Source organism: Pseudomonas sp. P1_F1_2, assembly GCF_056405815.1.
This window is the reverse complement of sequence record NZ_JBFUBK010000008.1, coordinates 34,722-60,881: the sequence shown is the minus strand read 5'-3', so window position 1 is coordinate 60,881 and position 26,160 is coordinate 34,722. Positions and strand designations below refer to the sequence as shown.

The 26,160-nt window shown below is 59.0% G+C and carries 19 protein-coding genes; 11 read left to right on the top strand and 8 right to left on the bottom strand.

The genetic code is table 11. The features are described 5' to 3' along the window. The first annotated feature begins 61 nt into the window (after positions 1–61). The 9 genes from AC1D2P_RS04050 to AC1D2P_RS04010 all read left to right on the top strand — a co-directional run bounded on the left by AC1D2P_RS04050 (position 62) and on the right by AC1D2P_RS04010 (position 10,340). Positions 62–1,744: a flavin monoamine oxidase family protein gene (locus tag AC1D2P_RS04050; RefSeq protein ID WP_046029954.1), complete on the top strand. Its 1,683-nt coding sequence runs from the start codon at positions 62–64 to the stop codon at positions 1,742–1,744. Positions 1,745–1,756: 12 nt separating this feature from the next. Then, the gene (locus AC1D2P_RS04045; RefSeq protein WP_046029952.1) at positions 1,757–2,551 is read left to right on the top strand and encodes a carbon-nitrogen hydrolase family protein; all 795 of its coding nucleotides are present in this window, start codon (positions 1,757–1,759) and stop codon (positions 2,549–2,551) included. Positions 2,552–2,599: 48 nt separating this feature from the next. Then, entirely contained in the window at positions 2,600–5,026 is a 2,427-nt protein-coding gene (gene pqqF, locus AC1D2P_RS04040; RefSeq protein ID WP_477757410.1) for a pyrroloquinoline quinone biosynthesis protein PqqF, read from the top strand. A gap of 155 nt (positions 5,027–5,181) precedes the next feature. Beyond that, positions 5,182–5,256, top strand: a complete 75-nt coding sequence (gene pqqA, locus AC1D2P_RS04035) for a pyrroloquinoline quinone precursor peptide PqqA (protein ID WP_009045898.1) — start codon at positions 5,182–5,184, stop codon at positions 5,254–5,256. 75 nt (positions 5,257–5,331) lie between these two features. Then, a complete protein-coding gene (gene pqqB, locus AC1D2P_RS04030; protein ID WP_046029950.1) occupies positions 5,332–6,243 on the top strand; it encodes a pyrroloquinoline quinone biosynthesis protein PqqB in 912 nt (303 codons plus the stop codon). Positions 6,244–6,379: 136 nt separating this feature from the next. Further along, positions 6,380–7,132 (top strand): pyrroloquinoline-quinone synthase PqqC, encoded by a 753-nt coding sequence (gene pqqC, locus AC1D2P_RS04025; RefSeq protein WP_109785560.1) that lies wholly within the window; start codon positions 6,380–6,382, stop codon positions 7,130–7,132. Then, complete coding sequence (gene pqqD, locus AC1D2P_RS04020) at positions 7,129–7,404, top strand: pyrroloquinoline quinone biosynthesis peptide chaperone PqqD (RefSeq protein ID WP_077431161.1); 276 nt, start codon at positions 7,129–7,131, stop codon at positions 7,402–7,404. The genes pqqC and pqqD overlap by 4 nt, the downstream gene beginning before the upstream one ends. A gap of 7 nt (positions 7,405–7,411) precedes the next feature. Continuing rightward, positions 7,412–8,548, top strand: a complete 1,137-nt coding sequence (gene pqqE, locus AC1D2P_RS04015) for a pyrroloquinoline quinone biosynthesis protein PqqE (protein WP_408981008.1) — start codon at positions 7,412–7,414, stop codon at positions 8,546–8,548. Next, positions 8,514–10,340 (top strand): S9 family peptidase, encoded by a 1,827-nt coding sequence (locus AC1D2P_RS04010; RefSeq protein WP_109785562.1) that lies wholly within the window; start codon positions 8,514–8,516, stop codon positions 10,338–10,340. The genes pqqE and AC1D2P_RS04010 overlap by 35 nt, the downstream gene beginning before the upstream one ends. 8 nt (positions 10,341–10,348) lie before the next feature. On the opposite strand, the gene AC1D2P_RS04005 is transcribed toward AC1D2P_RS04010, so the two are convergent. Beyond that, positions 10,349–10,507: a YqaE/Pmp3 family membrane protein gene (locus AC1D2P_RS04005; protein ID WP_003228885.1), complete on the bottom strand. Its 159-nt coding sequence runs from the start codon at positions 10,505–10,507 to the stop codon at positions 10,349–10,351. A gap of 206 nt (positions 10,508–10,713) precedes the next feature. After that, the gene (locus AC1D2P_RS04000; RefSeq protein WP_477757411.1) at positions 10,714–11,955 is read right to left on the bottom strand and encodes an aspartate aminotransferase family protein; all 1,242 of its coding nucleotides are present in this window, start codon (positions 11,953–11,955) and stop codon (positions 10,714–10,716) included. A gap of 169 nt (positions 11,956–12,124) precedes the next feature. On the opposite strand from AC1D2P_RS04000, the gene AC1D2P_RS03995 reads away from it, so the two are divergent. Beyond that, positions 12,125–13,054 carry a LysR family transcriptional regulator gene (locus AC1D2P_RS03995; RefSeq protein WP_109785564.1) on the top strand — a complete coding sequence of 310 codons (930 nt, stop codon included), beginning with the start codon at positions 12,125–12,127 and terminating at the stop codon, positions 13,052–13,054. A gap of 227 nt (positions 13,055–13,281) precedes the next feature. Here AC1D2P_RS03995 and AC1D2P_RS03990 read toward each other — a convergent pair whose 3' ends face one another. From AC1D2P_RS03990 to AC1D2P_RS03975, 4 genes are all read right to left on the bottom strand, one after another. Beyond that, on the bottom strand, positions 13,282–15,060 hold the full coding sequence (locus AC1D2P_RS03990) for an acyl-CoA dehydrogenase C-terminal domain-containing protein (RefSeq protein WP_109785565.1): 1,779 nt from the start codon (positions 15,058–15,060) through the stop codon (positions 13,282–13,284). A gap of 187 nt (positions 15,061–15,247) precedes the next feature. Then, complete coding sequence (locus AC1D2P_RS03985) at positions 15,248–17,044, bottom strand: acyl-CoA dehydrogenase C-terminal domain-containing protein (protein ID WP_477757412.1); 1,797 nt, start codon at positions 17,042–17,044, stop codon at positions 15,248–15,250. Positions 17,045–17,134: 90 nt separating this feature from the next. Then, positions 17,135–18,424, bottom strand: a complete 1,290-nt coding sequence (locus tag AC1D2P_RS03980; protein WP_109785567.1) for a GGDEF domain-containing protein — start codon at positions 18,422–18,424, stop codon at positions 17,135–17,137. 152 nt (positions 18,425–18,576) lie between these two features. Next, entirely contained in the window at positions 18,577–20,670 is a 2,094-nt protein-coding gene (locus tag AC1D2P_RS03975) for a cytochrome-c peroxidase (protein WP_046030063.1), read from the bottom strand. Between the two features lie 1,189 nt (positions 20,671–21,859). On the opposite strand from AC1D2P_RS03975, the gene AC1D2P_RS03970 reads away from it, so the two are divergent. Next, positions 21,860–23,647 (top strand): hypothetical protein, encoded by a 1,788-nt coding sequence (locus AC1D2P_RS03970; RefSeq protein ID WP_109785568.1) that lies wholly within the window; start codon positions 21,860–21,862, stop codon positions 23,645–23,647. A 77-nt stretch (positions 23,648–23,724) separates the two neighbouring features. Here AC1D2P_RS03970 and AC1D2P_RS03965 read toward each other — a convergent pair whose 3' ends face one another. Further along, a complete protein-coding gene (locus AC1D2P_RS03965) occupies positions 23,725–25,530 on the bottom strand; it encodes a phenylacyl-CoA dehydrogenase (protein ID WP_046029935.1) in 1,806 nt (601 codons plus the stop codon). Positions 25,531–25,807: 277 nt separating this feature from the next. Next, on the bottom strand, positions 25,808–26,104 hold the full coding sequence (locus tag AC1D2P_RS03960) for a hypothetical protein (protein ID WP_046029934.1): 297 nt from the start codon (positions 26,102–26,104) through the stop codon (positions 25,808–25,810). Positions 26,105–26,160: the final 56 nt, after the last annotated feature.

Here is a 26,160-nt window from a genome sequence, read left to right as displayed (position 1 = left end):
GCTGCCATCTTTTCCTATACTCAGACGCGCATCCCGCGTCGGGTCGCCAGCAAGGTCAGCCATGAACAAGAACAATCGCCATCCTGCAGACGGTAAAAAACCAGTCACCATTTTCGGCCCGGACTTTCCTTTCGCCTTCGACGACTGGATCGAACACCCGGCGGGTCTGGGCAGCATTCCTGCGCACAACCACGGTGCCGAAGTAGCGATTGTCGGTGCTGGTATCGCCGGCTTGGTGGCGGCTTACGAATTGATGAAACTGGGCCTCAAACCCGTCGTCTACGAAGCCTCGAAAATGGGCGGGCGCCTGCGTTCCCAAGCGTTCAATGGCGCTGAAGGCATCATCGCCGAGCTCGGTGGCATGCGTTTTCCGGTCTCGTCCACCGCGTTCTATCACTACGTCGACAAGCTCGGTCTTGAGACCAAACCCTTCCCGAACCCGCTGACCCCCGCGTCGGGCAGCACCGTGATCGATCTGGAAGGCAAAACCCATTACGCACAAAAACTGGCAGATCTTCCTGCACTGTTCCAGGAAGTAGCTGACGCCTGGGCCGACGCCCTGGAAGCCGGCTCGCAGTTCTCCGATATCCAGCAAGCGATCCGCGACCGCGACGTGCCACGCCTCAAGGAGCTGTGGAACACCCTCGTCCCGCTGTGGGACGACCGCACCTTCTACGACTTCGTCGCCACCTCCAAAGCGTTCGCCAAGCTGTCGTTCCATCACCGCGAAGTGTTCGGCCAGGTCGGTTTCGGCACCGGCGGCTGGGACTCGGATTTCCCCAACTCGATGCTGGAAATCTTCCGCGTGGTGATGACCAACTGCGACGATCATCAGCACTTGGTGGTCGGTGGGGTGGAACAGGTGCCACAGGGTATCTGGCGCCATGTGCCGGAACGTTGCGTGCACTGGCCTGAAGGCACCAGCCTCAGCTCCCTGCACAACGGAGCACCGCGTACCGGCGTGAAGAAGATTGCCCATGCACCGGGTGGCCGTTTCGCCGTCACCGACAACTGGGGTGATACCCGCGAATACGCCGCGGTGCTGACCACTTGCCAGAGCTGGCTGCTGACCACCCAGATCGAATGCGACGAAAGCCTGTTCTCGCAAAAAATGTGGATGGCGCTGGATCGCACGCGCTACATGCAATCGTCGAAGACGTTCGTGATGGTCGACCGCCCGTTCTGGAAGGACAAGGACCCGGAAACCGGCCGCGACTTGATGAGCATGACGCTCACCGATCGCCTGACCCGTGGCACCTACCTGTTCGATAACGGCGACGATAAGCCGGGGGTGATTTGCCTGTCGTACTCGTGGATGAGCGACGCACTGAAAATGTTGCCGCAGCCGGTGGAAAAACGCGTGAAGCTGGCGCTGGACGCGTTGAAAAAGATCTACCCGAAAGTCGACATCGCAGCGCGCATCATCGGCGATCCGATCACCGTATCCTGGGAAGCCGACCCGCATTTCCTCGGGGCCTTCAAAGGCGCCCTGCCCGGCCACTATCGCTATAACCAGCGCATGTACGCGCATTTCATGCAAGACGAGATGCCAGCCGAGCAACGCGGGATTTTCATCGCTGGCGACGACGTTTCGTGGACGCCGGCCTGGGTTGAAGGCGCGGTGCAGACCTCACTCAACGCGGTGTGGGGCATCATGAAACATTTCGGCGGTGAAACTCACGCCGAGAACCCGGGTCCAGGTGATGTGTTCAACGAGATCGGACCGATCGCCCTGCCCGAGTAAGAGGAGTCCGAAATGCGCGTAGCCCTTTACCAATGTCCACCGCTGCCCCTGGACGTCGCCGGCAATCTGCAACGTCTGCAGCAATTGGCCCAGGAAGCGAAAGGCGCCGATTTGCTGGTAGTGCCGGAGATGTTCCTGACCGGCTACAACATCGGCGTCGACGCCGTCAGCGTCCTCGCGGAGGTGCACAACGGTGAATCGGCGCAACACATTGCGCGCATTGCCAAGTCTGCCGGGATCGCCATTTTATATGGCTACCCGGAGCGCACCGAAGACGGGCAGATCTACAACGCCGTGCAGTTGATCGACGCCCAGGGCGAGCGGTTGTGCAACTACCGCAAGACTCACTTGTTCGGCGACCTCGATCACTCGATGTTCAGTGCTGGCGAAGATGACTTTCCAGTGATTGAGCTCAATGGCTGGAAGCTGGGCTTCCTGATTTGCTACGACATGGAGTTTCCGGAAAACGCTCGACGCCTGGCGCTGGCCGGTGCCGAGCTGATCCTGGTGCCGACGGCAAACATGATTCCCTTCGACTTCGTCGCCGACGTCACCGTCCGCGCCCGTGCTTTCGAAAACCAGTGCTATGTGGCCTACGCCAATTACTGCGGCCATGAAGGCGACATCCACTACTGCGGCCAGAGCAGCATCGCCGCGCCGGATGGCAGCCGCATCGCCCAGGCTGGCCTCGATGAAGCGCTGATCGTCGGCGAGCTGGATCGGCAGTTGATGACCGACTCTCGCGCCGCCAATCGCTACTTGCTGGACCGCCGTCCCGAGCTTTACGGCGACCTTAACAAGCGCTGAGCCCCTGTAATCCGCTAGCATTAGCGCTTCTCTGTTCTGGAAGTGCTCATGCCTGCGCTGAATCACCCTCGCCCCCACACTGAAACCCTGGCCAACGGCTTGCGGGTGACGCTGCGTCATGCCCCGAATTTGAAGCGCTGCGCGGCGGCACTCCGGGTTGCGGCGGGCAGTCACGATGTGCCGCTGGCCTGGCCCGGCCTGGCGCATTTTCTGGAGCATTTGCTGTTTCTGGGGACTGAGCGCTTTCCTGCGGGCCAAGGGCTGATGGCCTATGTGCAACGTCACGGCGGGCAGGTCAACGCACGAACCAGCGAACGCACGACCGACTTCTTTTTCGAACTGCCGCCTCAGGCATTTCTCGGCGGGCTGGAGCGTCTGTCAGACATGCTCGCCCATCCACGTATGAATCCGGAGGATCAGTTGCGCGAGCGCGAAGTGTTGCAAGCCGAGTTTGTCGCCTGGTCACAGGACGCGGCGGCGCAACGGCAATTGACGCTGCTCGATGGGTTGACGTCGACCCATCCCTTGCGCGGTTTCCATGCCGGAAATCGCGATAGCCTGCCGGTGGAGCTCCCTGAGTTTCAGCAGGCCTTGAAGGATTTTCATCAACGGTTTTATCAGACCGGGCAACTGACACTGAGCCTCGCCGGGCCGCAGAGTCTCGATGAATTACGCGAGATGGCTCAGCGTTTTGGCGCCGAGATTCCCGTCGGGGACAAGGTCGCACAACAAACGCCCGGCGCGCTGATGAACGCATCGCAGAACACTTATCAACAGGCTGGCGAGCGTCGCCTGGATCTTCTGTTCGCGTTCGAAGCATTGCCCGACTCATCGCGTGAAGCGCTGGCCTTTCTGTGTCACTGGCTGAATGCCGCGAAACCTGGCGGTCTGATGTCGACGCTGCAAGAGCAGGGGCTGGCGGACAGCCTGAAAGCCGCGCCGCTGTATCAGTTCGCGGGGCAAGCGTTGCTGCACATTGAACTCGCTACGGCGCAATCGGCGAGTGTGATTCGCCAGAAGCTTCTCGACTGGCTGGGCTTTTTTGCCGCCCATCAAGACTGGACCGACTTGCGCGAAGAATACGCCGCCTTGCTGCAACGCCAGCAGCAAGTCGGCGCTGCCTTGCCATTGGCCCAACGGGACAGCGAGCAGCTCGAAACCGGGCTGTCCGAGCAGGGGGTTGCAGCGCTTAAAGACCTCCTGAAAAAAATCGGCGCTGTGGATAACTTCAGCGGCGCTTGGCAATTGCCGACGCCAAATCCGTTTTTGCGCGACGAAGCACCCACCGCCAATGCCGGGTTGATTCGCGGTCAGACCAGCAAACACCGAGGCCTGCGCACGTTTGCCCAGGACCGTTCGCGCAGTCGTCGTGAAAACTCGCCGATGCAATTCAGTCAGGCCTTGGCGGACAACAGCGATGAAGGGGCGATATTTCTGCGCTGGCGCCTCGATTTCAAACCGCTGCCCAGCCTTCAATCGAGCCTGGAAAATCGCCTGCAGCCATTACGCGAGGATGCGCGCCAGGCCGGCGTCGACTTTTCCTTCACTGCATCGGGCAATGAATGGCTGCTGAAAATGACCGGACTCCAGGAGCCGATGCCGACTGTCCTCGAACACGCGCTGAAAGTGCTGACCGAACCTGAGGTCGTTGCCCCACAAGAACAACCGGCAAGCGCTGCGCTGATACCGATTCGGCAGTTGCTGAAGGCGCTGCCCGACGAGTGTCTTGAGCGCACCGACGACTCAGACGACCTCCAGCAACTCTGGTCGAGCGCGCGCTGGGACGGCCTGGCGGTTGGCCTGTCCACCCAGACACAAGCCGCGATGGGCCTGGCCTTGAGCCGTATTCCCGGCACCGCGGACAATCAACTGACACTGCCGCCCTCGATCAGCGCCCGGCATCTGTGGACGACCGTCGATACCGGCGCCAGCGAGCACGCGTTGCTGCTCTTCTGTCCGACGCCGACTCAGGACATCGCCGATGAAGCGGCCTGGCGTTTACTCGCGCATCTGGCTCAGACACCGTTCTACCAGCGCCTGCGGGTGGAGTTGCAACTCGGCTATGCGGTGTTCAGCGCCCTGCGACAGATTCATGGGCAAACCGGGATCCTGTTCGGCGTGCAATCGCCCAGCGTTGCGCCGGTGGACTTGCTGGATCATATCCAGGCGTTTCTGAACGGCTTCACTTCGATGATTCAAAGCCTCGACGACGCCACTTTCATCGCTCAGCGCCAGGCCTTGGCCGATCAGTTTGATAGCGCCGCACTGCCCACCGTCCAGGCAACGGAACTACTCTGGCAGAGCAAATTAGCCGGCCATTCGTCGGATTATCTGAAGCAACTGGCCCAGGCCATTTTGACGATTGACCACCGTTCATTGCTGGCTGCGGCACAGCGGCTGAATCAGGCGCAGGGTGGCTGGCGCGCCCTGGCCAGCGCGCCTTGCCCGAACCCGCTTTGGCAAGCGACAAAATGATCATTACCAAGGCTGCAATTAGCTTTCTCACACATTGGCAGCCAATTACTTTGAAATTTTAAGTAACATAGCTACCTAACTATCTGAACATCTCCGACTGGAGGTGGACTATATGTATAGATCTGAACTGTCCCATCACCTGAAGGAATGCTCCCATGTCCTGGTCCAAACCTGCTTACACCGACCTGCGTATCGGCTTTGAAGTCACCATGTACTTCGCAAGCCGCTAATCTTTTTGTAGCGCAGTGCAACGCCTCGGCTCGCCGAGGCGTTTTTATTTTCAGTTTTCGAATGATGGAGCGGCCATGTTTGTCCAGATTCTAGGTTCCGCCGCGGGGGGTGGTTTTCCCCAGTGGAATTGCAATTGCGTGAACTGCGCCGGTTTTCGCAATGGCAGCCTGAACGCCAAGGCGCGAACCCAGTCGTCTATCGCAATTTCCGATGATGGCGTGAACTGGGTGTTGTGCAACGCGTCACCGGACATCCGCGCTCAGCTTCAAAGCTTCGCCCCGTTGCAACCGGGCCGCGCCCTGCGTGATACCGGCATCAGCGCCATCATCCTGATGGACAGCCAGATCGACCACACCACCGGCCTGCTCAGCCTGCGCGAAGGTTGCCCGCATCAGGTCTGGTGTACTGACATGGTCCATGAAGATTTGAGCAGCGGATTCCCGCTGTTTACCATGCTGACCCACTGGAATGGCGGACTGGACTGGAACCCGATCGAACTGGACCGCAGCTTCACCATCGCGGCCTGCCCAAACCTGCGATTCACCCCGTTGCCGCTACGCAGCGCCGCGCCGCCGTATTCGCCGCACCGCTTCGACCCGCACCCCGGCGACAACATCGGTCTGATCGTCGAAGACCTGAACACCGGCGGCAAGCTGTTCTATGCGCCGGGGCTGGGCAAGGTCGACGCGCCGCTGCTGAAGATCATGGCCAGCAGTGATTGCTTGTTGGTGGACGGCACGATGTGGGACGACGACGAAATGCAGCGTCGCGGCGTCGGCACGCGCACCGGACGGGAAATGGGCCACCTGGCGCAGAGCGGCCCCGGCGGCATGCTGGAGGTGCTGAAGCAACTGCCCAAGCAGCGCAAGGTGCTTATTCACATCAACAACACCAACCCGATTCTTGATGAAGACTCGCCGGAGCGTGCCGAGCTGGTTCGTCGGGATGTTGAAGTGGCTTATGACGGCATGAGTATTGTGTTGTAGCGGAGGGCCCCATCGCGGGCAAGCCCGCTCCCACACGGGTTCTGTGGCGTACAAAACCCCCTGTGGGAGCGGGCTTGCCCGCGAAGACGTCCGACCTGACACCAAAGATTTCACGGCTGCTCCCCGGAGAACCGCAATGACTGACACCGCAATGACCCCCGCCGAATTCGAGGCCGCCCTGCGCGCCAAAGGCGCCTATTACCATATCCATCACCCCTATCACGTGGCGATGTATGAAGGCCGGGCGACTCGCGAGCAGATCCAGGGCTGGGTTGCCAACCGCTTTTACTATCAGGTGAACATTCCCCTGAAAGACGCCGCGATCCTCGCCAACTGCCCGGATCGCGAGATCCGTCGCGAGTGGATTCAGCGCCTGCTCGACCACGATGGCGCCCCCGGCGAAGACGGTGGCATCGAAGCCTGGCTGCGTCTGGGCCAGGCTGTGGGCCTCGACCCGGATCAACTGCGCTCTCATGAACTGGTGCTGCCCGGCGTACGTTTTGCCGTCGACGCCTACGTCAACTTTGCCCGCAGGGCCAGTTGGCAGGAAGCCGCGAGCAGCTCGCTGACTGAACTGTTCGCGCCGCAGATCCATCAATCGCGCCTGGACAGTTGGCCACAGCATTACCCATGGATCGACCCGGCCGGGTACGAGTATTTCCGCACTCGCCTGGGCCAGGCCCGCCGCGATGTGGAACACGGTCTGGCGATCACCTTGCAGCACTACACCACCCGGGCCGGTCAGGAGCGCATGCTGGAAATTCTCCAGTTCAAACTGGACATCCTTTGGAGCATGCTCGATGCCATGAGCATGGCCTACGAACTGAACCGCCCGCCGTATCACAGCGTGACCGAACAACGGGTCTGGCATAAAGGAATCACCTTATGAGTTTCGATCGCAGCAAGACCCCGACCTGGCGTCCCGGCTACCGTTTCCAGTACGAACCGGCGCAAAAAGGCCATGTGCTGCTGTACCCGGAAGGCATGATCAAGCTCAATGAAAGCGCCGCGCTGATTGGCGGTTTGATCGATGGCGAGCGTGATGTTGCGGCAATCATTGCCGAGCTCGACCTGCAGTTCCCCGGCGTGCCGGAGCTCGGTGACGACATCGAGCAATTCATGGAGGTTGCCCGTGCGCAGCACTGGATCGAACTTGCCTGAGTCGTCGGTGCAAGTACCGCCCACACCCGAAATCGGCCTGCCGCTGTGGCTGCTGGCCGAACTGACCTACCGCTGCCCGTTGCAATGCCCCTACTGCTCCAACCCGCTGGACTTCGCCGAACAAGGCAAGGAGCTGAGCACCGAGCAGTGGATCAAGGTCTTTCGCGAAGCGCGGGAGATGGGTGCGGCGCAGTTGGGCTTTTCCGGTGGCGAACCGCTGGTGCGCCAGGACCTCGCCGAGCTGATCGCCGAGGCACGCAAGTTGGGCTTCTACACCAACCTGATCACCTCCGGCATCGGCCTGACCGAGCAGAAAATCAGCGATTTCAAGAAGGCCGGCCTGGACCATATCCAGATCAGTTTCCAGGCCAGCGATGAGCAAGTGAACAACTTGCTGGCCGGCTCGAAAAAAGCCTTTGCGCAGAAGCTGGAAATGGCCCGCGCGGTGAAAGCCCACGGCTACCCGATGGTGCTGAATTTCGTGACCCATCGGCACAACATCGACAAGATCGACCGGATCATCGAGCTGTGCATCGCCCTGGAGGCGGACTTCGTCGAACTCGCCACCTGCCAGTTTTACGGCTGGGCGCAGCTCAATCGCGTCGGGTTGTTGCCGACCCGGGAACAGCTGGTCCGCGCCGAGCGCATCACCAACGAATACCGCGCCAAGCTGGAAGCCGAAGGGCATCCGTGCAAGCTGATTTTCGTTACGCCGGACTATTACGAAGAACGCCCGAAAGCCTGCATGAATGGCTGGGGCAGCATCTTCCTGACCGTTACCCCGGACGGCACCGCCCTGCCCTGTCACGGCGCCCGACAGCTGCCGGTGCAATTTCCAAACGTGCGCGACCACAGCATGCAACACATCTGGTACGACTCCTTCGGCTTCAACCGCTTTCGCGGTTACAACTGGATGCCCGAGCCGTGCCGTTCCTGCGATGAAAAAGAAAAGGACTTCGGCGGCTGCCGTTGCCAGGCGTTCATGCTCACCGGTGACGCGAGCAACGCCGACCCAGTGTGCAGCAAGTCTCAACATCATGGCGTGATTCTCAAGGCCCGCGAAGAAGCCGAGCACGCGACTCAGACCATCGAACAATTGGCCTTTCGCAATGAACGAAACTCCCGCCTTATCGCAAAAAGCTGAGCCTTTCAGCGCCTCCAGGGCCGTCGCGGCCGCGATCGACTTTGCCGAACTGCAGGTCGGCCAGCACGGTCTGTTCTGGAACGAATACCGGCCCGAAGAAGCCGCTTGCCGGATCTGGCATTGGCGTGACGGCCAGGCGCATTGCCTGACGCCGTCGGGTTTTAGTGTGCGCAGTCGAGTGTACGAATATGGCGGCGGCGGGTTTTGTCTGACCGATGACGGCATCGTTTTCGTCAACGAGGCGGACCAACAGCTGTATCGGCAATCGCTGCAGGGCGAAACACCCGAAGCGTTGACCGCGAGTAAATGCCGCTATGGCGACCTGCAATTCGCCAATGGACAGGTTCTGGCCGTCGAAGAGCACCACGATCAACATCGTCTGGTCGCGATCGATGTGGCTGATGGCGCCCGTCACTTGCTGGCCGAAGGCGCGGACTTCTACGCTGCGCCGACGTTGAGTCCCGACGCTCAGCGGTTGGCGTGGATCGAGTGGAGTCGGCCGGACCAGCCTTGGACTGCAACGCGTCTGATGGTGGCCGAACGTCAGAGCGATGGTGGCTTTGCGCTGCCGCATTGCGTGGCCGGCGACGCCGCTCAGGAGTCGTTGCAACAGCCGCGATTCGATACCAGCGGCCGGCTGTTTTGTCTGACCGACCGTGGCGGATATTGGCAGCCATGGGTCGAGTCTTCAGACGGGTTGAATCCGCTGCCGAGCGCCGCGGCCGATCATGGGCCAGCGCCGTGGCAATTGGGGGGGTGCACTTGGCTCCCGCTGCGCGACAACACTTTTTTGGCGAGCTGGACCGAAGGCGGTTTTGGCCGACTGGGCCTTTGCGGTGACACCCGTGAAGATTTCACCGGTGACTACAGCCGCTTCCGCCATCTCGCACTGGATGAGCAATTCATCTACTGCATCGCCGCCTCACCGATCAGTTCGGCAGCGGTGATCGCCATCGATCGCAGCACCCGGCGTGTCAAGGTACTGGCCGGTGGTGTCACACCCATGCCGGTCGAGCAGATCAGCGTGCCACAAACCCTGCGCTACCCGAGCGGTTCGGGCGAGGCGCACGGGTTCTTCTACCCGGCCACGACCGGGGAGGCGAAACCACCGCTGGTGGTGTTCATCCACGGCGGCCCGACCTCGGCGTGCTACCCGATGCTCGATCCGCGCATCCAGTATTGGGCGCAACGCGGCTTTGCCGTGGCCGACCTCAACTATCGGGGCAGCAGCGGTTACGGCCGGGCATATCGCCAGGCGCTGCATTTGAGTTGGGGCGAGGTGGACGTCGAGGACGCCTGCGCAGTCGTCGCCCACCTCGCCGAACGCGGGTTGATCGACGGCGACAACGCGTTCATTCGCGGTGGCAGCGCTGGCGGTTACACCACCCTGTGTGCCCTGGCGTTCAAGAACGTTTTCCGCGCTGGCGCCAGTCTGTACGGCGTCAGCGATCCCGTGGCATTGGGACGGGCGACTCATAAATTCGAAGGTGATTATCTGGACTGGCTGATCGGTGATCCGGTGCAGGATGCCAAACGCTACGCCGCACGAACGCCGTTGCTGCATGCGAGCAACATCCGTGTACCGATGATTTTCTTTCAGGGTGAACTGGACGCCGTGGTTGTGCCGCAACAGACCCGGGACATGGTCGAGGCACTACAGGACAACGGCATCCTGGTGGAAGCGCATTACTACGCCGACGAGCGCCACGGCTTCCGCAAGGCTGGCAATCAGGCCCATGCCCTGGAACAGGAGTGGTTGTTTTATCGCAGGGTAATCGATCAGGGCGTTTGAGGCCTGGCTCAGCGCTTGGCGATGATGTACACCGCGTGCACAATCCCGGGAATATAACCGCACAAGGTCAGCAGAATGTTCAACCAGAACGCCCCGCCAAATCCGACCTGCAGAAACACACCCAATGGCGGCAACAGAATGGCGATGATGATTCGAATAAAGTCCATGGGGTAGCTCCTGATTTGAATGGGCTCACGCGAGCCATACACCTAATCGACCTGTGTCGTGCGTCAGGGTTCAGTGCACTGATTACCGAGCGCCGACACTTCGCCAGGTTTTGCAGACAAAAAAACGCCCCACGCGAAAGGATCAAACGTGGGGCGATGCGTTATTACCGCGAGACGGTTCTGGTGTTTGTGTGGGACGAGTCTGATCAGACCGCAATCCCTTTTCGGCACTGCAACTGTGCAGTGCGCACCCGGGAGAAGGCGCGGGTCAGGCGCAGGAGCATTTCGTCGATGTTGGCGTTGCTGACGGTGAGGGCCGGGGTGAAGCGCAAACAATCGGGTTGTGGGGCGTCAAGCAGCAAACCTTCGTACAACGCGGCTTTGACGACAGCGTCAGCCGAATCGTCGGACAACGTCAGCCCCCAGAACAGCCCTTGCCCGCGCAATTCGCCGTGGCCATAGCGATGGGACAAAAGCCGCAGTCCTTCGCGCAGATGCTGGCCGGTCTGCGCGACATGCTCGAGAAAACCTTTGTCCTGCACACTGTCGAGCACCGCCAGGCCGGCAGCGGTCATCAGGGCATTGCCATGATGGCTGCCGCTCAGGTCGCCGACGTCAACACAGCACGCCTTGCCCCGTGCCAGCAGCGCCGCCAGTGGCACACCACCACCGAGTCCTTTGCCGAGAACGATGACATCGGCCCGAACGCCGTAGGACTGTTCGGCGAGCAGAGTGCCGCAACGCCCGATGCCCGTTTGTACTTCATCGAGGATCAACAGAATGCCCAGTTCGCGACACAGCCGTTCCACACTCTTGAGGTAATGCTCAGTGGCCGGGATCACGCCCGCATCGTTCTGGATCGGTTCAAGCATGATTGCCACGGTCCGGGCGTCGACCGCCGCGTGCATGGCCGCCAGATCATTGAAGGGAACGTGGTGCACGTCCGACGCCGACATCGTTGCCAGATGACGGCCATGGCAACTGTTGCTGGCAACGATAATGCGCGAGGCACCACCGCGATAACGCTCGCCCCATTTACACGCCAAGGAGATTGCCGCGTCACAGGCTTCGCTGCCACTGTTGAGCAGGTACGCCTGATCGCTGCCAGTCGCGGTGCACACACGCCCCGCAAGGTTGAGCCGGCCGCGGTTGTGCAGCGCAAAACCGGGGTTGATCAGTGATTGAGCCTGTTGCGAAATCGCCTGAACCAATACCGAAGGACTGTGCCCCAGGCTATTGGTCCCACCACCTTGAGTGAAATCCAGGTAAGCACGATCCTCACTGTCCCATAACCAGGAACCCTGACCACGGACGAAAATCTGTTTCGGCCGCTCGACGCTGGGCATCATGTACTCGCTGGAAGGGTTGTGGTGGTGGGTGGGCTGGAAGGTGTCGACCGCCAAATCATCAAGACTGGGCGGACAACGCCGCAAACTGAACAAATTCATCCGAAAAAACCTCGCTTGAGGTTTTTTGCCTTACCTATGTAAACAGTCTCGCTGCAAACAGAATTCATGGTGCTTTGCGGCCCTGTAAGCCTTGTGAATGCGGTTAGACTAGGCGCAGGCACGGCCTTGAGCCATTTCGATTTTCCAGCATTTTCAATAAGCGTTACTTATGGATTTCAAGCAACTGCGTTATTTCGTCGCGGTCTACGAAGAAGGCCATGTCGGCCGGGCCGCCGAGCGGCTTTCAATCTCCCAGCCGGCGTTATCCCAGCAAATCCGCCACCTCGAGCAGAACCTCGATGTGAGCCTGTTTGAACGCAGCAGCAAACGCCTGCTGCCAACCCTGGCCGCCCACACGTTGTACAACCACGCATTGCCCTTGCTCGACGGCATGCAACGCGCGCGTGAAGCGTTGGGCAATTTCAAGGGACAGGCGCTGCGCACACTGGCGATTGGCGTGTTGCAGACGGTCCACACCAGCCTGGTGCCGCAAATGCTCGAACGGGTGCGCAAAGCCCAACCGCATCTGGTGGTGCAGATCTACGAACTGACCGGGCTGGAAATCGAGCGACGCCTGCTTAATGGTTCACTGGACATTGGCATCAGCTACCTGCCACCCAGGCAGCCAGGGTTGCATGGGGTGATGCTGTACGAAGATGAACTGACTCTTGTCATTCCCGCTGACCACCCGTTGCGCGAATTCAAGAAAGTCTCCATGAGCCAGGCCGCCGAGTTGCCGATGCTGCTACTGGGAGAAGAGTTTCAGGTGCGACAGATCTGGCAGACGCAACTGGCCGCCCTCGGCAGGCGCCCGCAAGTGCAGGCCGAACTGAACAACATGGCGGGGATTCTCGACAGCCTGCCACACACCCGACTGGCGACGGTGCTGCCGGGGCGTTCGCAAAAGGCACTCGGTAATAACGAGCTGCTGTGGAAACCACTGACCGAGCCACGTGTGCCGCTGAAAGTCGGATTGGTGTGTCGCGATGTACAGCGGCAACAGACCTCACTGGCCTTGTTACGCACGCTGCTGGAAGAAGTGATGAACGGTCCGGATCAGCGCTTGAATAGCTCGACGACCTTGGACGGACTGAGCTGAGCACTTTTCTGCAGGCAAAAGAAAACCCCGCCGAAGCGGGGCTTTGCAGACTGTTTCCCTGACATCCATTTCACTCCGCCGTCCTGGCAGAATCCTACGTGTCCGTGTTGTTGCTTTGCGCTTCCTGCGCGACGTCCATGTGAAGTAGATTAACTGTGGATCCAATCTACGCCTATGGGAAAACAGCAGCACGTCATGTAAGAGATTGCTTACATGACGTTACCTTGTCAGAACTGCGCAGCATCCAGCAGGAACAGGGACTCGCTACCGGCTTTCACCGACGCGCTCAACGAGTGAATACGTGGCAACAGGCGTGCGAAATAGAACCGCGCCGTACCCAGCTTGCTCGCGTAGAAGTCGTCCTGCGCTTCTTTGCCCAACGCAGCCTTGGCCATCAGTGCCCACATGTAGGCATATGCCACATAACCGAAGGTTTGCAGGTACTCGACCGACGCCGCACCGATTTCATTCGGGTTGTTTTTGGCGCGATCCAGCAACCACGCGGTCAGCTCGTCGAGGGTCGTTACCGCATCATTCAGCGGCTTGGTGAACTCGGCCAGATCAGCACTGGCGGTCGCGGTGAAATGACGGATTTCGTCAGCAAACAGGTTGTAGAACGCGCCGCCGGTGCCGACGATTTTGCGTCCGACCAGGTCCAGTGCCTGAATGCCGTTGGTGCCTTCGTAGATCTGCGTGATACGAACGTCACGCACCAGTTGCTCCTGGCCCCACTCGCGGATGTAACCGTGGCCGCCAAAAACCTGTTGGCCGTGAACGGTGGTTTCCAGACCCAGGTCGGTCAGGAATGCCTTGGCCACTGGCGTCAGCAACGCCACCAAGTCTTCAGCGCGTTTGCGGGTAGTCGCGTCTTCGCTGAACTTGGCGGTGTCGAGTTGCATGGCAACGTAAGTCGAGAACGCACGGCCACCTTCGTTCGAGGCTTTCATGGTCAGCAACATGCGACGTACGTCCGGGTGGACGATGATCGGGTCAGCCACTTTGTCTTTGTTTTGCGCGCCGGTCGGCGAACGGCTTTGCAGGCGGTCGCGAGCGTATTCAACGGCGTTCTGATAAGAACGCTCGCCGGTGGCCAGGCCCTGAATGCCCACGCCCAGACGCTCGTAGTTCATCATGGTGAACATCGCCGCCAGGCCTTTGTTCGGCTCGCCGACCAGGTAACCCACGGCTTCGTCGAAGTTCATCACGCAGGTCGCGGACGCCTGGATGCCCATTTTGTGTTCGATCGAACCGCAGTTTGCCGGGTTGCGCGCACCCAGGCTGCCATCGGCATTGACCATAAACTTCGGCACCAGGAACAGCGAAATACCTTTCGGCCCCGCCGGCGCGTCCGGCAGCTTGGCCAGCACCAGGTGGATGATGTTCTCGGTCAGGTCGTGCTCACCGCCGGTGATGAAGATCTTGGTGCCGCTGACTTTGTAGGAACCGTCGGCCTGAGGCTCGGCCTTGGTGCGGATGATCCCCAGGTCAGTACCGGCATGCGGCTCGGTCAGGCACATGGAACCGGCCCAGACACCGGAGTACATGTTTGGCAGGTACGCAGCTTTCAGCTCGTCGCTGGCGTGGGCGTTGATCGACAGGCAGGCACCGGCCGTCAGCATCGGGTACAGACCGAACGACAGGCTGGCGGAGTTGACCATTTCTTCGACCTGAGCCGACACGGCTTTGGGCATGCCCATGCCGCCGTAGGCAGGATCGCCACCGACACCGACCCAGCCGCCTTCAGCATAAGTCTGATAAGCCTGCGGGAAACCTGCCGGCGTGGTGACCGCACCGTCCGCCCAATGGCAACCTTCTTCGTCAGCCGCACGGCTCAGCGGCGCGATGCTTTTGCTGGTGACCTTGCCGGCTTCTTCGAGAATGGCTTCGACGGTTTCCGCATCGACGGTCTCGGCCAGCGCAGGCAGCTCGGCCCAGAGTTTGGCGACCTCGAAAACTTCATTGAGAACGAAGCGCATATCGCGCAGGGGCGCTTTGTAGTCAGCCATGGCAAACCTCGCAAGATCTAAACAGGTGATTCGTAGGAGTGGTGCTTTCGTTGGGTCCGAGTGTAACCCAACAACTTTTGCGACACATAGGGTCAGCCCATGACCCTTTTGTAATGTTTAGTCACTGACTGTCGGGTCATTAAAAAGCCCGCAATGATGCGGGCTCCAATGTGGCGGATTTAAAAGACTAAAGTGCGAACAGCGCTGCCGGCAGCTTCATCAGGCAATCACTCCCAGCCTCTATCGCCGCGCGATGAGCCGCCGTACGCGGCAACAAGCGCTTGAAGTAAAACTCGCTGGTCGCCAGCTTGCCCTGACAATAATCGGCATCACCGCTACCCGCATCGAGTTGCGCCTGAGCCACCAGTGCCATGCGCAGCCAGAGATAGCCAAGGATGATGTAACCGCTGTACATCAAATAATCCACTGATGCCGCGCCCACTTCGTCCGCATTCTTCATCGCTGCCATGCCGACCTTGGTGGTCAGTTCGCCCCACTGCTGATTCAGCTCGTTGAGCTGCGCCACATAGCTGGCGAGCTGCGGATGCCCAGCGTTCGCCGCGCAGAATGTGTGCACGATTTTGGTGAAGCCACGCAGCAGCTTGCCCTGACTGCCGAGCACTTTGCGCCCGAGCAAGTCCAACGCCTGAATGCCATTGGTCCCCTCGTAGATCGGCGCAATCCGGCAATCGCGAACCAATTGCTCCATGCCCCATTCACGAATGAAGCCGTGCCCGCCAAACACTTGCATGCCGTGGTTGGTCACCTCCAGCCCGGTATCAGTCATGAAGGCTTTGCAGATTGGCGTCAAAAAGGCCAACAGGTCTTCGGCGTCCTGGCGTGCGGTTTCATCCGGGCTCAAGTGCGCCACGTCCAGCAATTGCGCGGTGAAGTAAGTCAACGCGCGGTTGCCTTCGTTGAAGGCTTTCATGGTCAGCAACATCCGGCGCACGTCAGGATGCACGATGATCGGATCGGCGGCTTTTTCTGGCGCTTTCGGGCCGGTCAGCGAGCGCATTTGCAAGCGATCGTTAGCGTACTTGATGGCGCCCTGAAAGCTCGCCTCCCCCAGACACAACCCCTGCATCCCGGTGCCGAGGCGTGCGTGGTTCATCATGGTGAACATGCAGTTCAGGCCCTTGTTCGGCTCCCCGATCAAGAAGCCTTTGGCGCCATCGAAGTTCAGCACACAAGTGGCCGATGCCTTGATGCCCATTTTGTGTTCGATAGAGCCGCAGGAAACAGCGTTGCGTTCGCCCGCCTCTCCGTCGCCACCGGGCAGGAATTTAGGCACGATAAACAGCGAAATGCCTCGGGTGCCTGTCGGCGCATCCGGCAGTTTCGCCAGCACCAGATGAATGATGTTGTCACTCATGTCGTGCTCGCCGGCCGAGATGAAAATCTTGCTTCCGGAGATTGCATAGCTGCCATCGGTTGACGGCACGGCCCGCGTCTTGATGATGCCCAGGCCGGTGCCGCAATGGGCTTCGGTCAGGCACATGGTGCCTGTCCACTGGCCAGCGGTAAGTTTGCTCAGGTAGGTCTGCTTCTGTTCTTCGGTGCCGTGGGCGTGGATCGCGGACATCGCACCATGGGTCAATCCCGGGTACATGCCCCACGAGGTGTTGCTGGAACCGACCATTTCGCTGATGACCAGGCCCAGGGAACTTGGCAAGCCTTGCCCGCCGTAAGCCGGATCAGCCGCCAGACCATGCCAGCCCCCTTCAACGTATTGTGCGAAAGCTTGCTTGAAGCCTGTAGGCGTCGTTACCACGCCATTGTCGAAATGGCAGCCCTCTTCGTCGCCGCTGCGATTCAATGGCGCAAGCACGTTCTCGCAGAATTTCGCACCTTCTTCGAGGATCGCGTTGACCATGTCCGGACTGGCCTCAGTGGCACCCAGCGCGGCGTAATTGGCGTGAAAGTCGAAGACGTGGTCAATCAGAAAGCGCATGTCGCGCAGGGGAGCTTTGTACTCAGGCATGGTCGTTTCTCCGTCAGCAGATGCTTCAAACCTACTGCCGCCCACCACGCCGAACAATCACAGTCCAGACGCTGAATGCGCCATCATCACTCAACCCGCAGCGGCGTCCATTCGCACGGCGCCACGACGCGTCTGACCGAATGCCACCACACAGTTTCGCCCGGCGCCCTTGGCGCTGTAGAGCGCTTCGTCCGCGGACTTGAGGACCTTTTCGGGGGTGCGCTGATCCACGCGTTCGGCGACGCCGATGCTGACGGTGACCGACACACTGGACGCGCCGGGGCCCGAGCGGCGCTGACGTCCCTGCTGATCGTCCTGAGGGCGGTTGTCCTGATTGCGCAGCTGAATACTGTAGGTGGCGATGGATTCACGAATGACTTCCAGGTGCGGCATGCACTCTTCGAGCGTCTTGCCTGCAAACACCAGCGCAAATTCCTCACCGCCGTAGCGATACGCCCTACCGCCTCCGCCAATTTTCGACAGTTTGCTGGCCACCAGGCGCAGCACCTGGTCACCCACATCATGACCATGGGTATCGTTGAATTTCTTGAAGTGATCGACGTCGCTCATCGCCAGCACGTAATTACGCCCCAGCCGCTGCATCCGCTCGTTCAAGGCACGACGACCCGGCAGGCCGGTGAGTTCGTCACGGAAGGCCATTTGATAGGCTTCGTGGGCGACCGCCGCCGCAATCATCAACATCACCTGGCTGCACATGATGTTGAGGGTAAACGGCAGAATGAAGGTTTTCGGCAGTGCCCAGAACAAACCGAGCAAACCGACCAGTTGAGCCGCATGCAAAGGTCTTGGGTTACGCCAGTATTGCCAGCTCAGCAGCAAGAACGAGGCGATGAACACCGGATAGGACAGCTGGATCAGGCTCATCCAGGCGCCATGCAGCGCCGGCCAGCGGATTTCGGACAGCCATATCAGCAAGGCTTGTGGGTAACTTTGCTCCAGCCCCAACGCCACACTGCCGACGGCCAGCAACACAGCAAAGCGCGCCACCATGTCCTGAAACAAGTGTGTGCGTTCCTGCCAGGCGGCGAATACGCCAAACATCAGCGGCAGCAACAGGCAACACAGGTGGAAAACCACTGCTGCGTCATCACGGACTTTGCCGTTGTCGCGGTAGTAGTCGGTTTGGGTGTCGAGCAGAAAGTAGGCGATGTACACCGTGACCATCAGAAACAGCTCACGCTGACGTCGATAAACCGCGCAGTACGCACCGCCGAGCAACAGCACCAGAGTCGGTAGCACGTTGAACAGCGAGGTGAAGAAAACGTTCAATTCCTTGATATAGGCAGCCGCAAGTCCCGCAAGCAAGAGCAGTATCGACGGTAGGAAATGGCTGAAACGCACAGCGGAAGAACGCGGCAAGGGTAAAGCTCCGACCGTCACGACAAATAGATGGCATTGTGCCCACCAACTGTAACGGCAGAAACCCCGATTTGCTGAGTGAAATACTGCGGTATTTACAAAAAAGCGTCACTGGCGAGCATCAGCCGCCAGTGACGTAAAGGGAAATATGATTACAGGTCGTTGTTGAACGGTTGCAGCGGCCCCTCCAGACTTGGGCGACCTTCAGCACCGACCGGTTTGAGCTGGATTTCGGCATCCTGCGCTTGTCGGGTAGTGATCTTCGGACTCGCCGGCTTTTGCCCGACGGAGTTTTCATCACCCTTTTCGCCCTGTGCCAGCACCAGCGACGGATGATCAAACGGCGCCCGTTCCCATGCGACCCGAGGATCGGTCAGTCCGACTTCCATGAATTTGACCAGCGCATCCACTTCATCCGGGGTGAGGTTCAGCCGAGTCATGTCCGGGTCGAGGTTTGAGCCGTTGTGCTGATTGACCGCTGGGTGGTCGAAGCCACTGGTGTTGCTGGCATCCTCACCACGCCGGTCGCCGCCACGGTTGTAGAACTCCATGACCTGACGCAGCGTCGCGCGACTGCCGTTGTGGAAATACGGTCCGGTCAACGCGATGTTACGCAGAGTCGGCGTCTTGAAGGCGCCATCGACCGCGTCGCGAAAACCGACATTCGGCTTGAGCGTCGCATCACAAGGGATCGCCGGGCTCAAAAGCGCTTCGAAGGTGCACACATCGACCTCCAGCGGGTCAGGGATCTGGCCGCCCTGGAGTACGGTGTTGTACTCGCGAGTGAAGGACAATGGATTGCCCCAGGCATCCGAGCCACCGAGCGCCAGGTCTTCCGACGTTGGACGCACCCCGGTGTTGTAGAAGCCGTTGTCATACAGCGTGGTCAGGTTGTCGGCCATCACCATGCGCTCGATCCGTTCCCGAGGATGGAACAGCAACCGGCTGCCGGCGTTGGTCAACTCCGCACCACCATGGCAACTGATGCACTTGCCCTTGCCCAGGAACAGATTCATGCCCTGGACCTGCTGGTCGTTCATGGCCGTATGATCGCCCTGCAAATAGGCATCCAACGGCGCCTGGTCCGAGATCAGCGTGGACTCATACATCTGAATCGCCAGCCCGAAGAACAGCGGGAAGTTCGCCTCCATCTGGGTGTATGGCGCACCACCCAGCGAGACCTGCTGCGTGGCATTCCACAGGCGCGGCTGGAACGCGTTCTTGATCAGCTCACGGTAGGTCGGCCGGCGGGCGCTGGACACTGGCCCCAGTACCGAATCGGTAGAGGAAATCCGCTGTTGCTTGAGCATCAAGGTGTCGAGCATGCGTCGGCCAATGTCGGCGAACGTACGACCGCCGCAGGACATTTCCACCGGACTGCCGGGAGGCCCTACCGCTTGCGAAGCGGCGGAAGCATCCTTGAGCGCCAGTCTGACTTTGGTCGCCACGCCACTGCGATCGCTGGTCACGAAAATCCCGGCGTCAGGATCGCGATTGCCAAATGGAGAGAAGCCGTTGAAGACGTTATTGGCGCGGCCATCCCAAAAGTTACGCACGTTGAACGCGGCATTGATCACCGTGGGTGCGTTGCGCCCGGTGCTGCGGCGAACATTGATGCCACCTACCTGGAAGATGCCGTCCGGTTGCTGAATGCACTTGTCGAAACGTGCCTGATGGGGTTTGACGAAGTTGGCGTCGAATACGCCCTGGGACCCGATCACATCGTCAGTCGAATAGACAATCGCCGAATTGCGATCCATCGGATCAGCCAATACATGGGTCGGAAAGTCGTCTTTCTTCAGCAGGTAATTCGGGCCGCCCTTGCCTCCTGATTTGGTGGTGTAGCTCGGCACGTCGCCTGGAATGTCCGAGGCGGTGAACGGCTTGTTGAAGATCGACGAAACGTTCGCGTTAGTATTCGCCTGACCGGGGTTGATCTGGTTGGTGGTGCGGTGATCAACACCCGCGTGGAAGTGGCAGGAGGCACAAGCCGTCGAACCGTCACTGCCGATCTCCATGTCCCAGAACAGCGCTTTGCCCAAGAGAACCGCCGCAGAGCGATTGAGCACGTAGTCAGTCATGAGGTCGACTTTGCGCCCGCCTTCGGTTCCCGACGGGTCGGGCGGGAGCAGTCCACGCAGCGATTGCAGAGTGGGCACGTCCAGTACGGGCGGATCGACCGCTACCGGGTCAGCGGCCCAGGCACTCGCGACCGGTAGACCGATGGTCAAAAGAGCCCCCGCCATCGCACAGGCTAAACGGGTGATTCGAAAGAGGTCCAAGTACTTAAACATCATGACATTCTCGATTCAGTGCGGAGTAGCCAAGCTCCGGGATTATCCTGTTGCGAGATGAACTCATCGCCATAAATCTTGCTGCTTGCACGATTAGTTACACCACTCGAAATGGCTCGGGCAAGGCGACGCTTAACTGGCAAAGTGCTCTCTTGGCTCAGGTTTGATTAAGACATTGCTCTGTCGCACCGACGGGTGCGCTTAACCCAACTCTAGCTGTAACAAAAAAATTCAGTAACAAAAAAATCAATATTTTTATTTAAATCAATACAAATAGAAATGCCTTGCAAACACACCCGACACCACATACCAACAACGACTACAGACATACCTCAAACATGGTGAACTTCCCCCATTACTGGGTGCAATCCCCCAATACATGCCAACACCGGCTTACACAAACAATCACAAGCCAATGAATATAAAGGAAAATATTCTCCATGATTATTACTTACCAGCCTGGCATAGCAATTGCTCACCACACTTCCATGGAACTAAATTCATTTACGCCCCGCTTACAAACTAGGTCATCAGGGGGGGATAAACATTCATAAAATATAAACTCCGCGCGTGTACAAGTTACACTGCGCGAGCTATGGCTTTTATTTAATATCAAAACAAAAACTTCACGACTAATACTTAAATATTTTTTTCTTGCAATATCATTCCGCCCGGAGTAGATATAGACAACATTTCTCATTCAGTACTTAGGACCGAACTCCCCCAGCGAACACTTAAACTTCACCTCACACACTCCCGAACTTGGGTATATATCCCCCCCTATGTTGGTGGGTATTAATTCGGTAGTGTTGTGCGCAATACCATCCTTGGCCGCGCAGCCCGCATTCCGAGTGCGCTGGCGACTGTTTGTGTCTAATTGTTTCAAAACAGGCACGACAACTGCTTTGTACGCCTCAGGCTCAAGGAAATGTCTCTCGCGTGCGTCCGTAACCGGCCGACGCAACGCAGGTGAAAACATCCGAACGGCAAGTGTCGACCGTACACAGGCACTTATTCCGCTGGATCGAGCCCAAATTCGACACTCACGGCTTTGCGTTTTTCTTGCGCAGGATTCAGCGCATCAGCAGATCTACGATCTCGATTGGCCGGCAATTGGTCTTGCAAGATACTGGAGTGAGCCATGAGCTTATCTTTGTACGAAAAAACGCTCGCCATACCGCCGCTGCCTCACAAACGATTCAACGGCATCTTCAGTCGCCAAGTTCTGCTCGCCAGTGCCGTCGCTGTCGCACTGGCCATTAGTGGTGGCGGAGATGCATTTGCCAAAAACGGAGCTGGCGGTGGCGGTGGTGGCGGCGGTGGTGGCGGGACTGCCAAGCCCCCGGGTTTGCCCTCGCCGTTCACGACACCCACACTGCCCGATCCGATTTTTACAAACCCGACTGCGATTAATGGGTTTGACGTTACCGGTTTTATCCAAAACATGACCCTGGACACCACCAATTCGAATTGCCCCAGTACCAGCGACCCGGGCCGCTTCGGAGGGACTGTCCAGTTGAACGGCGTCACGATTGTTGTCCCTTGCAACACCGTTATGCAGATGCCGGCCAACACCCTGACCTGGGCCGACTTCGTCAGGGGTGGAACCCTGGCGCTCGGAAAATCAGCGGCGGCTTATCCCTCGTTCGAGATCCATGTGGTAGGCAATAACGTCTCCAACAAGCAGATTGCCGGGCTGATCTTTGTCTCCCAGCAATCAGTCAACGCGGGTAACGGTTTCATCACCCGGATCGACTACACCAACGGCAACCTCGAAGTTGACAGCGGGAACCCGACGCAACCCACGATTATTCAGATCAACGACCCGAACGGACGTTTTGGCCGTGCCCAAAGCCCCGACCCACGCTTCTCCGTCGATGATGCCAACCCGACCATCCATGCCGCCACCGGCTACCCGATGTGCGTGCCGCGCACGATTTCCGGGGACGATGCGCTCTGCCCACAGAAAAACCGGCCAAAAGTGGTCACCCCGACCACGACCAACAACTGCCGCAATTTCAGCCAGGCCGGTGTTGCGCCTCCGGCCAGTGGGGAACTCTCAGGGCCAGCGGTGGGGCAGGTCTATTGCAGCCAGTACGTCATGAAGAGATTCAGCGATGCTACACGCACGGCGACGGACCCCGATCCGACTCAACAGGCCCCCTTCGAAGTCGGCGACTTCATCAGCTGGTCCGGTACTTTGTTCAAGTCAGCCACAACGGGAGCCCCGGACTTCGTCTCTGCACACACGATCGAGGCGAATGTCGGGATCTACACTCAGCCTGGTTCGCAGCCCAGCTACATGGCTATCGGGGAGTTTGGCATCGGTACGGCCGACCCGGCTGCAACAGCCATCAGCGGAGTAGCCCAGGAGACGCAGGACCGGATTTTCCTTGAAGCCTCGACCACCGACATCAAGACCCCGGTCGACATCTATCTGATAGATGTCAATCCATCGACAGGTGTGCAAACCAATCGCTGGGTTACACCCTATGAGATGACGGGTGAATGCAACCCTGCGCTGGGCCTTGCGGCCAGTTGCCTGGGAGCCTCGGGTGGTATTACCACACAGAACACGGGTCCTCAGCCACAACGCGCCAGATTACGTGCGACCAAATCGCCCGCAGGGCTACTTAGCCAGCCGACACGTACCTTGCGCGTCGTTGCGCGGTCACTTTGCGTTCCACAGCAGAGCTTGTCCCAGACCGCCGTGGACAGTTGCATCCAGAATGCGGGCAGGCTGACCGTCGCCAATGGACTGATTGCCGGACAGTATGTGGCGCCGGTGTTTGAGTTCATCTTTCCGGAAGGCGTCAAGCCTGGCGATCCTGTGGTGCCTAACGACTTCTGGCATCTGCCGTTCATACGTAACGGCGAAGGCGTGAGCACCCCGACTGGCGTCGGCCCCCTGGATCCGACGCCATGGTGATCAAGGCCTGACCTCAGCGCAAAAAAAAACCGCCGCCCCTTTCGGGGCGGCGGTTTTTTAAGGACTGCGTTTAGGCCTTAGTAGCCCAGATCGAAGTTCTCTTCTTTCATGTCCATCAGGTTGTTAGCGCCCGACAGCATGGTGACAACGTGAGTGCGGGTACGCGGCAGGATGCGCTGGAAGTAGAAGCGCGCAGTCTGCAGCTTGGCGGTGTAGAAAGCCTCTTCGGAAGTACCGGCAGCCAGTTTCTCGGCAGCCAGACGCGCCATGTCAGCCCAGAAGTAGGCCAGGCAGGCGTAACCGGAGTACATCAGGTAGTCCACGGAGGCCGCGCCGACTTCTTCGCGATCCTTCATGGCCGCCATACCGACCTTCATGGTCAGCTCGCCCCATTCTTTGTTCAATGCAGCCAGTGGTGCGACGAACTCTTGAACCGCTTCGTTGCCTTCGTTGGTCTGGCAGAACTTGTGGACGATTTTGGTGAAGCCTTTTAGGGCCTCGCCTTGCGTCATCAACACTTTGCGGCCCAGCAGGTCGAGTGCCTGAATACCGGTGGTGCCTTCGTACAGCATCGAAATGCGGCTGTCGCGAACGTTCTGCTCCATGCCCCACTCGGCGATGAAGCCGTGGCCGCCGTAGATTTGCACGCCATGGTTAGCGGATTCGAAACCGACTTCGGTCATGAACGCTTTGGCGATTGGGGTCATGAAGGCCAGCAGTGCGTCGGCTTTCTTCTTCTCTTCTTCATCCACGCCGTACTTGACGATGTCGACTTGCTTGGCGGTGAAGTAAACCATCGCGCGGTTGCCTTCGGCGAATGCCTTCATGGTCAACAGCATGCGACGTACATCTGGGTGAACGATGATCGGGTCGGCAGCCTTGTCCGGCGCTTTCGGGCCAGTCAGCGAACGCATTTGCAGACGATCGCGAGCGTATTTCAAGCCACCCTGGAAGCCGATTTCGGCGTGGGCCAGACCTTGCAGCGCGGTGCCCAGGCGTGCGGTGTTCATGAAGGTGAACATGCAGTTCAGGCCTTTGTTCGCCGGGCCGATCAGGAAACCGGTGGCCGCGTCGAAGTTCATCACGCAAGTGGCGTTACCGTGGATGCCCATCTTGTGTTCCAGGGAACCACAGCTTACTGCGTTGCGTGCGCCGATCGAACCGTCTGCGTTCGGCATGAACTTTGGAACGATGAACAGCGAGATACCTTTGGTGCCAGCCGGTGCATCCGGCAGGCGAGCCAGTACGATGTGGACGATGTTGTCGGCCATGTCGTGTTCACCGGCCGAGATGAAGATCTTGGTGCCGGAGACTTTGTAGGAACCGTCGGCCTGAGGTTCGGCCTTGGTGCGCAACATGCCCAGGTCGGTGCCGCAATGCGGTTCGGTCAGGCACATAGTGCCGGTCCACTCACCGGAAACCAGTTTGGTCAGGTACGCGTCTTGTTGCTCAGGCGTGCCGTGTTCGGAAATGGTGTTCATCGCGCCGTGCGACAGGCCTGGGTACATGCCCCACGACCAGTTGGCTTCGCCAACCATTTCGCTCACAGCCAGACCCAGAGACTCTGGCAGGCCTTGGCCACCGTGCTCTACGTCGTGGGCCAGGCTAGGCCAGCCGCCTTCGACGAATTGTTTGTAGGCTTCTTTGAAGCCAGTCGGCGTTTTAACGCCGGACTCGCTCCAGGTGCAGCCTTCGGTGTCGCCCACGCGGTTCAGCGGCGCCAGTACCTGCTCACAAAACTTGGCGCCTTCTTCGAGAATGGCGTCAACCATGTCCGGAGTTGCGTCTGCGCAAGCCGGAAGGCTCTGATAGTGCGCTTCGTAGCCGAGCAATTCGTCACGAACGAAGCGAATATCACGCAAGGGGGCCTTGTAGTCAGGCATAGCGATAAACCTCTGCTGATGTAACCGGGAATGAACGACCGTGTTGATTTGTTGTGACGGTCAAACAGTTGTTTGAAACATACGTTTACGCCTAATTCTTGTCAAGCGTCGATCTTTGGCCGTTCGTCATCACCTCACCGATCTGCCGGACACGCAGCAGCGTACGAGCGCTGAATAAACACCGCGGCGTGTAGAAAAGATTAGTTGAGCGAGAAGGACTTACGCAGAAAAACGCCGCGAAAAATCGCGGCGTCGATGAAGCGGATTCAGCGGGGAATCAAGCGAATGTATCGATCAACGTGCCGAGCATTTCGTCCGAAGCCTTGGCGACTTTGGCGCCCGCTTCAACCTGAAATTTGCCTTGGGCCAGATCGATTACGTTGCTGGCCAGGTCAGATTGCTGGCTGCGATCAACCGAACGCAGACGATCAACCTGAGCCTCGGAGGACTGGCTGGTAACCGAACGCTCAATGGTGTTGCTGGCGATCTGCCCGGAAGCTTGATCGACGCGGTTCTGCCCTGTCTGAATAGTGCTCAGACCAGCATAAAAAGCGGTGTTACCTGAGATTTCCATGGGAGAACTCGTCCTGCAAGGGATCAATGGTGGCCATTGAACCAGACCTGATGGCA

Coding starts and splice junctions, on each gene's coding strand:
- AC1D2P_RS04050 (WP_046029954.1), top strand. CDS start 62: ATGAACAAGAACAATCGCCATCCTGCAGACGGTAAAAAACCAGTCACC.
- AC1D2P_RS04045 (WP_046029952.1), top strand. CDS start 1,757: ATGCGCGTAGCCCTTTACCAATGTCCACCGCTGCCCCTGGACGTCGCC.
- pqqF (WP_477757410.1), top strand. CDS start 2,600: ATGCCTGCGCTGAATCACCCTCGCCCCCACACTGAAACCCTGGCCAAC.
- pqqB (WP_046029950.1), top strand. CDS start 5,332: ATGTTTGTCCAGATTCTAGGTTCCGCCGCGGGGGGTGGTTTTCCCCAG.
- pqqC (WP_109785560.1), top strand. CDS start 6,380: ATGACTGACACCGCAATGACCCCCGCCGAATTCGAGGCCGCCCTGCGC.
- pqqD (WP_077431161.1), top strand. CDS start 7,129: ATGAGTTTCGATCGCAGCAAGACCCCGACCTGGCGTCCCGGCTACCGT.
- AC1D2P_RS04010 (WP_109785562.1), top strand. CDS start 8,514: ATGAACGAAACTCCCGCCTTATCGCAAAAAGCTGAGCCTTTCAGCGCC.
- AC1D2P_RS04005 (WP_003228885.1), bottom strand. CDS start 10,507: ATGGACTTTATTCGAATCATCATCGCCATTCTGTTGCCGCCATTGGGT.
- AC1D2P_RS04000 (WP_477757411.1), bottom strand. CDS start 11,955: ATGAATTTGTTCAGTTTGCGGCGTTGTCCGCCCAGTCTTGATGATTTG.
- AC1D2P_RS03995 (WP_109785564.1), top strand. CDS start 12,125: ATGGATTTCAAGCAACTGCGTTATTTCGTCGCGGTCTACGAAGAAGGC.
- AC1D2P_RS03990 (WP_109785565.1), bottom strand. CDS start 15,060: ATGGCTGACTACAAAGCGCCCCTGCGCGATATGCGCTTCGTTCTCAAT.
- AC1D2P_RS03985 (WP_477757412.1), bottom strand. CDS start 17,044: ATGCCTGAGTACAAAGCTCCCCTGCGCGACATGCGCTTTCTGATTGAC.
- AC1D2P_RS03975 (WP_046030063.1), bottom strand. CDS start 20,670: ATGGCGGGGGCTCTTTTGACCATCGGTCTACCGGTCGCGAGTGCCTGG.
- AC1D2P_RS03970 (WP_109785568.1), top strand. CDS start 21,860: ATGAGCTTATCTTTGTACGAAAAAACGCTCGCCATACCGCCGCTGCCT.
- AC1D2P_RS03965 (WP_046029935.1), bottom strand. CDS start 25,530: ATGCCTGACTACAAGGCCCCCTTGCGTGATATTCGCTTCGTTCGTGAC.
- AC1D2P_RS03960 (WP_046029934.1), bottom strand. CDS start 26,104: ATGGAAATCTCAGGTAACACCGCTTTTTATGCTGGTCTGAGCACTATT.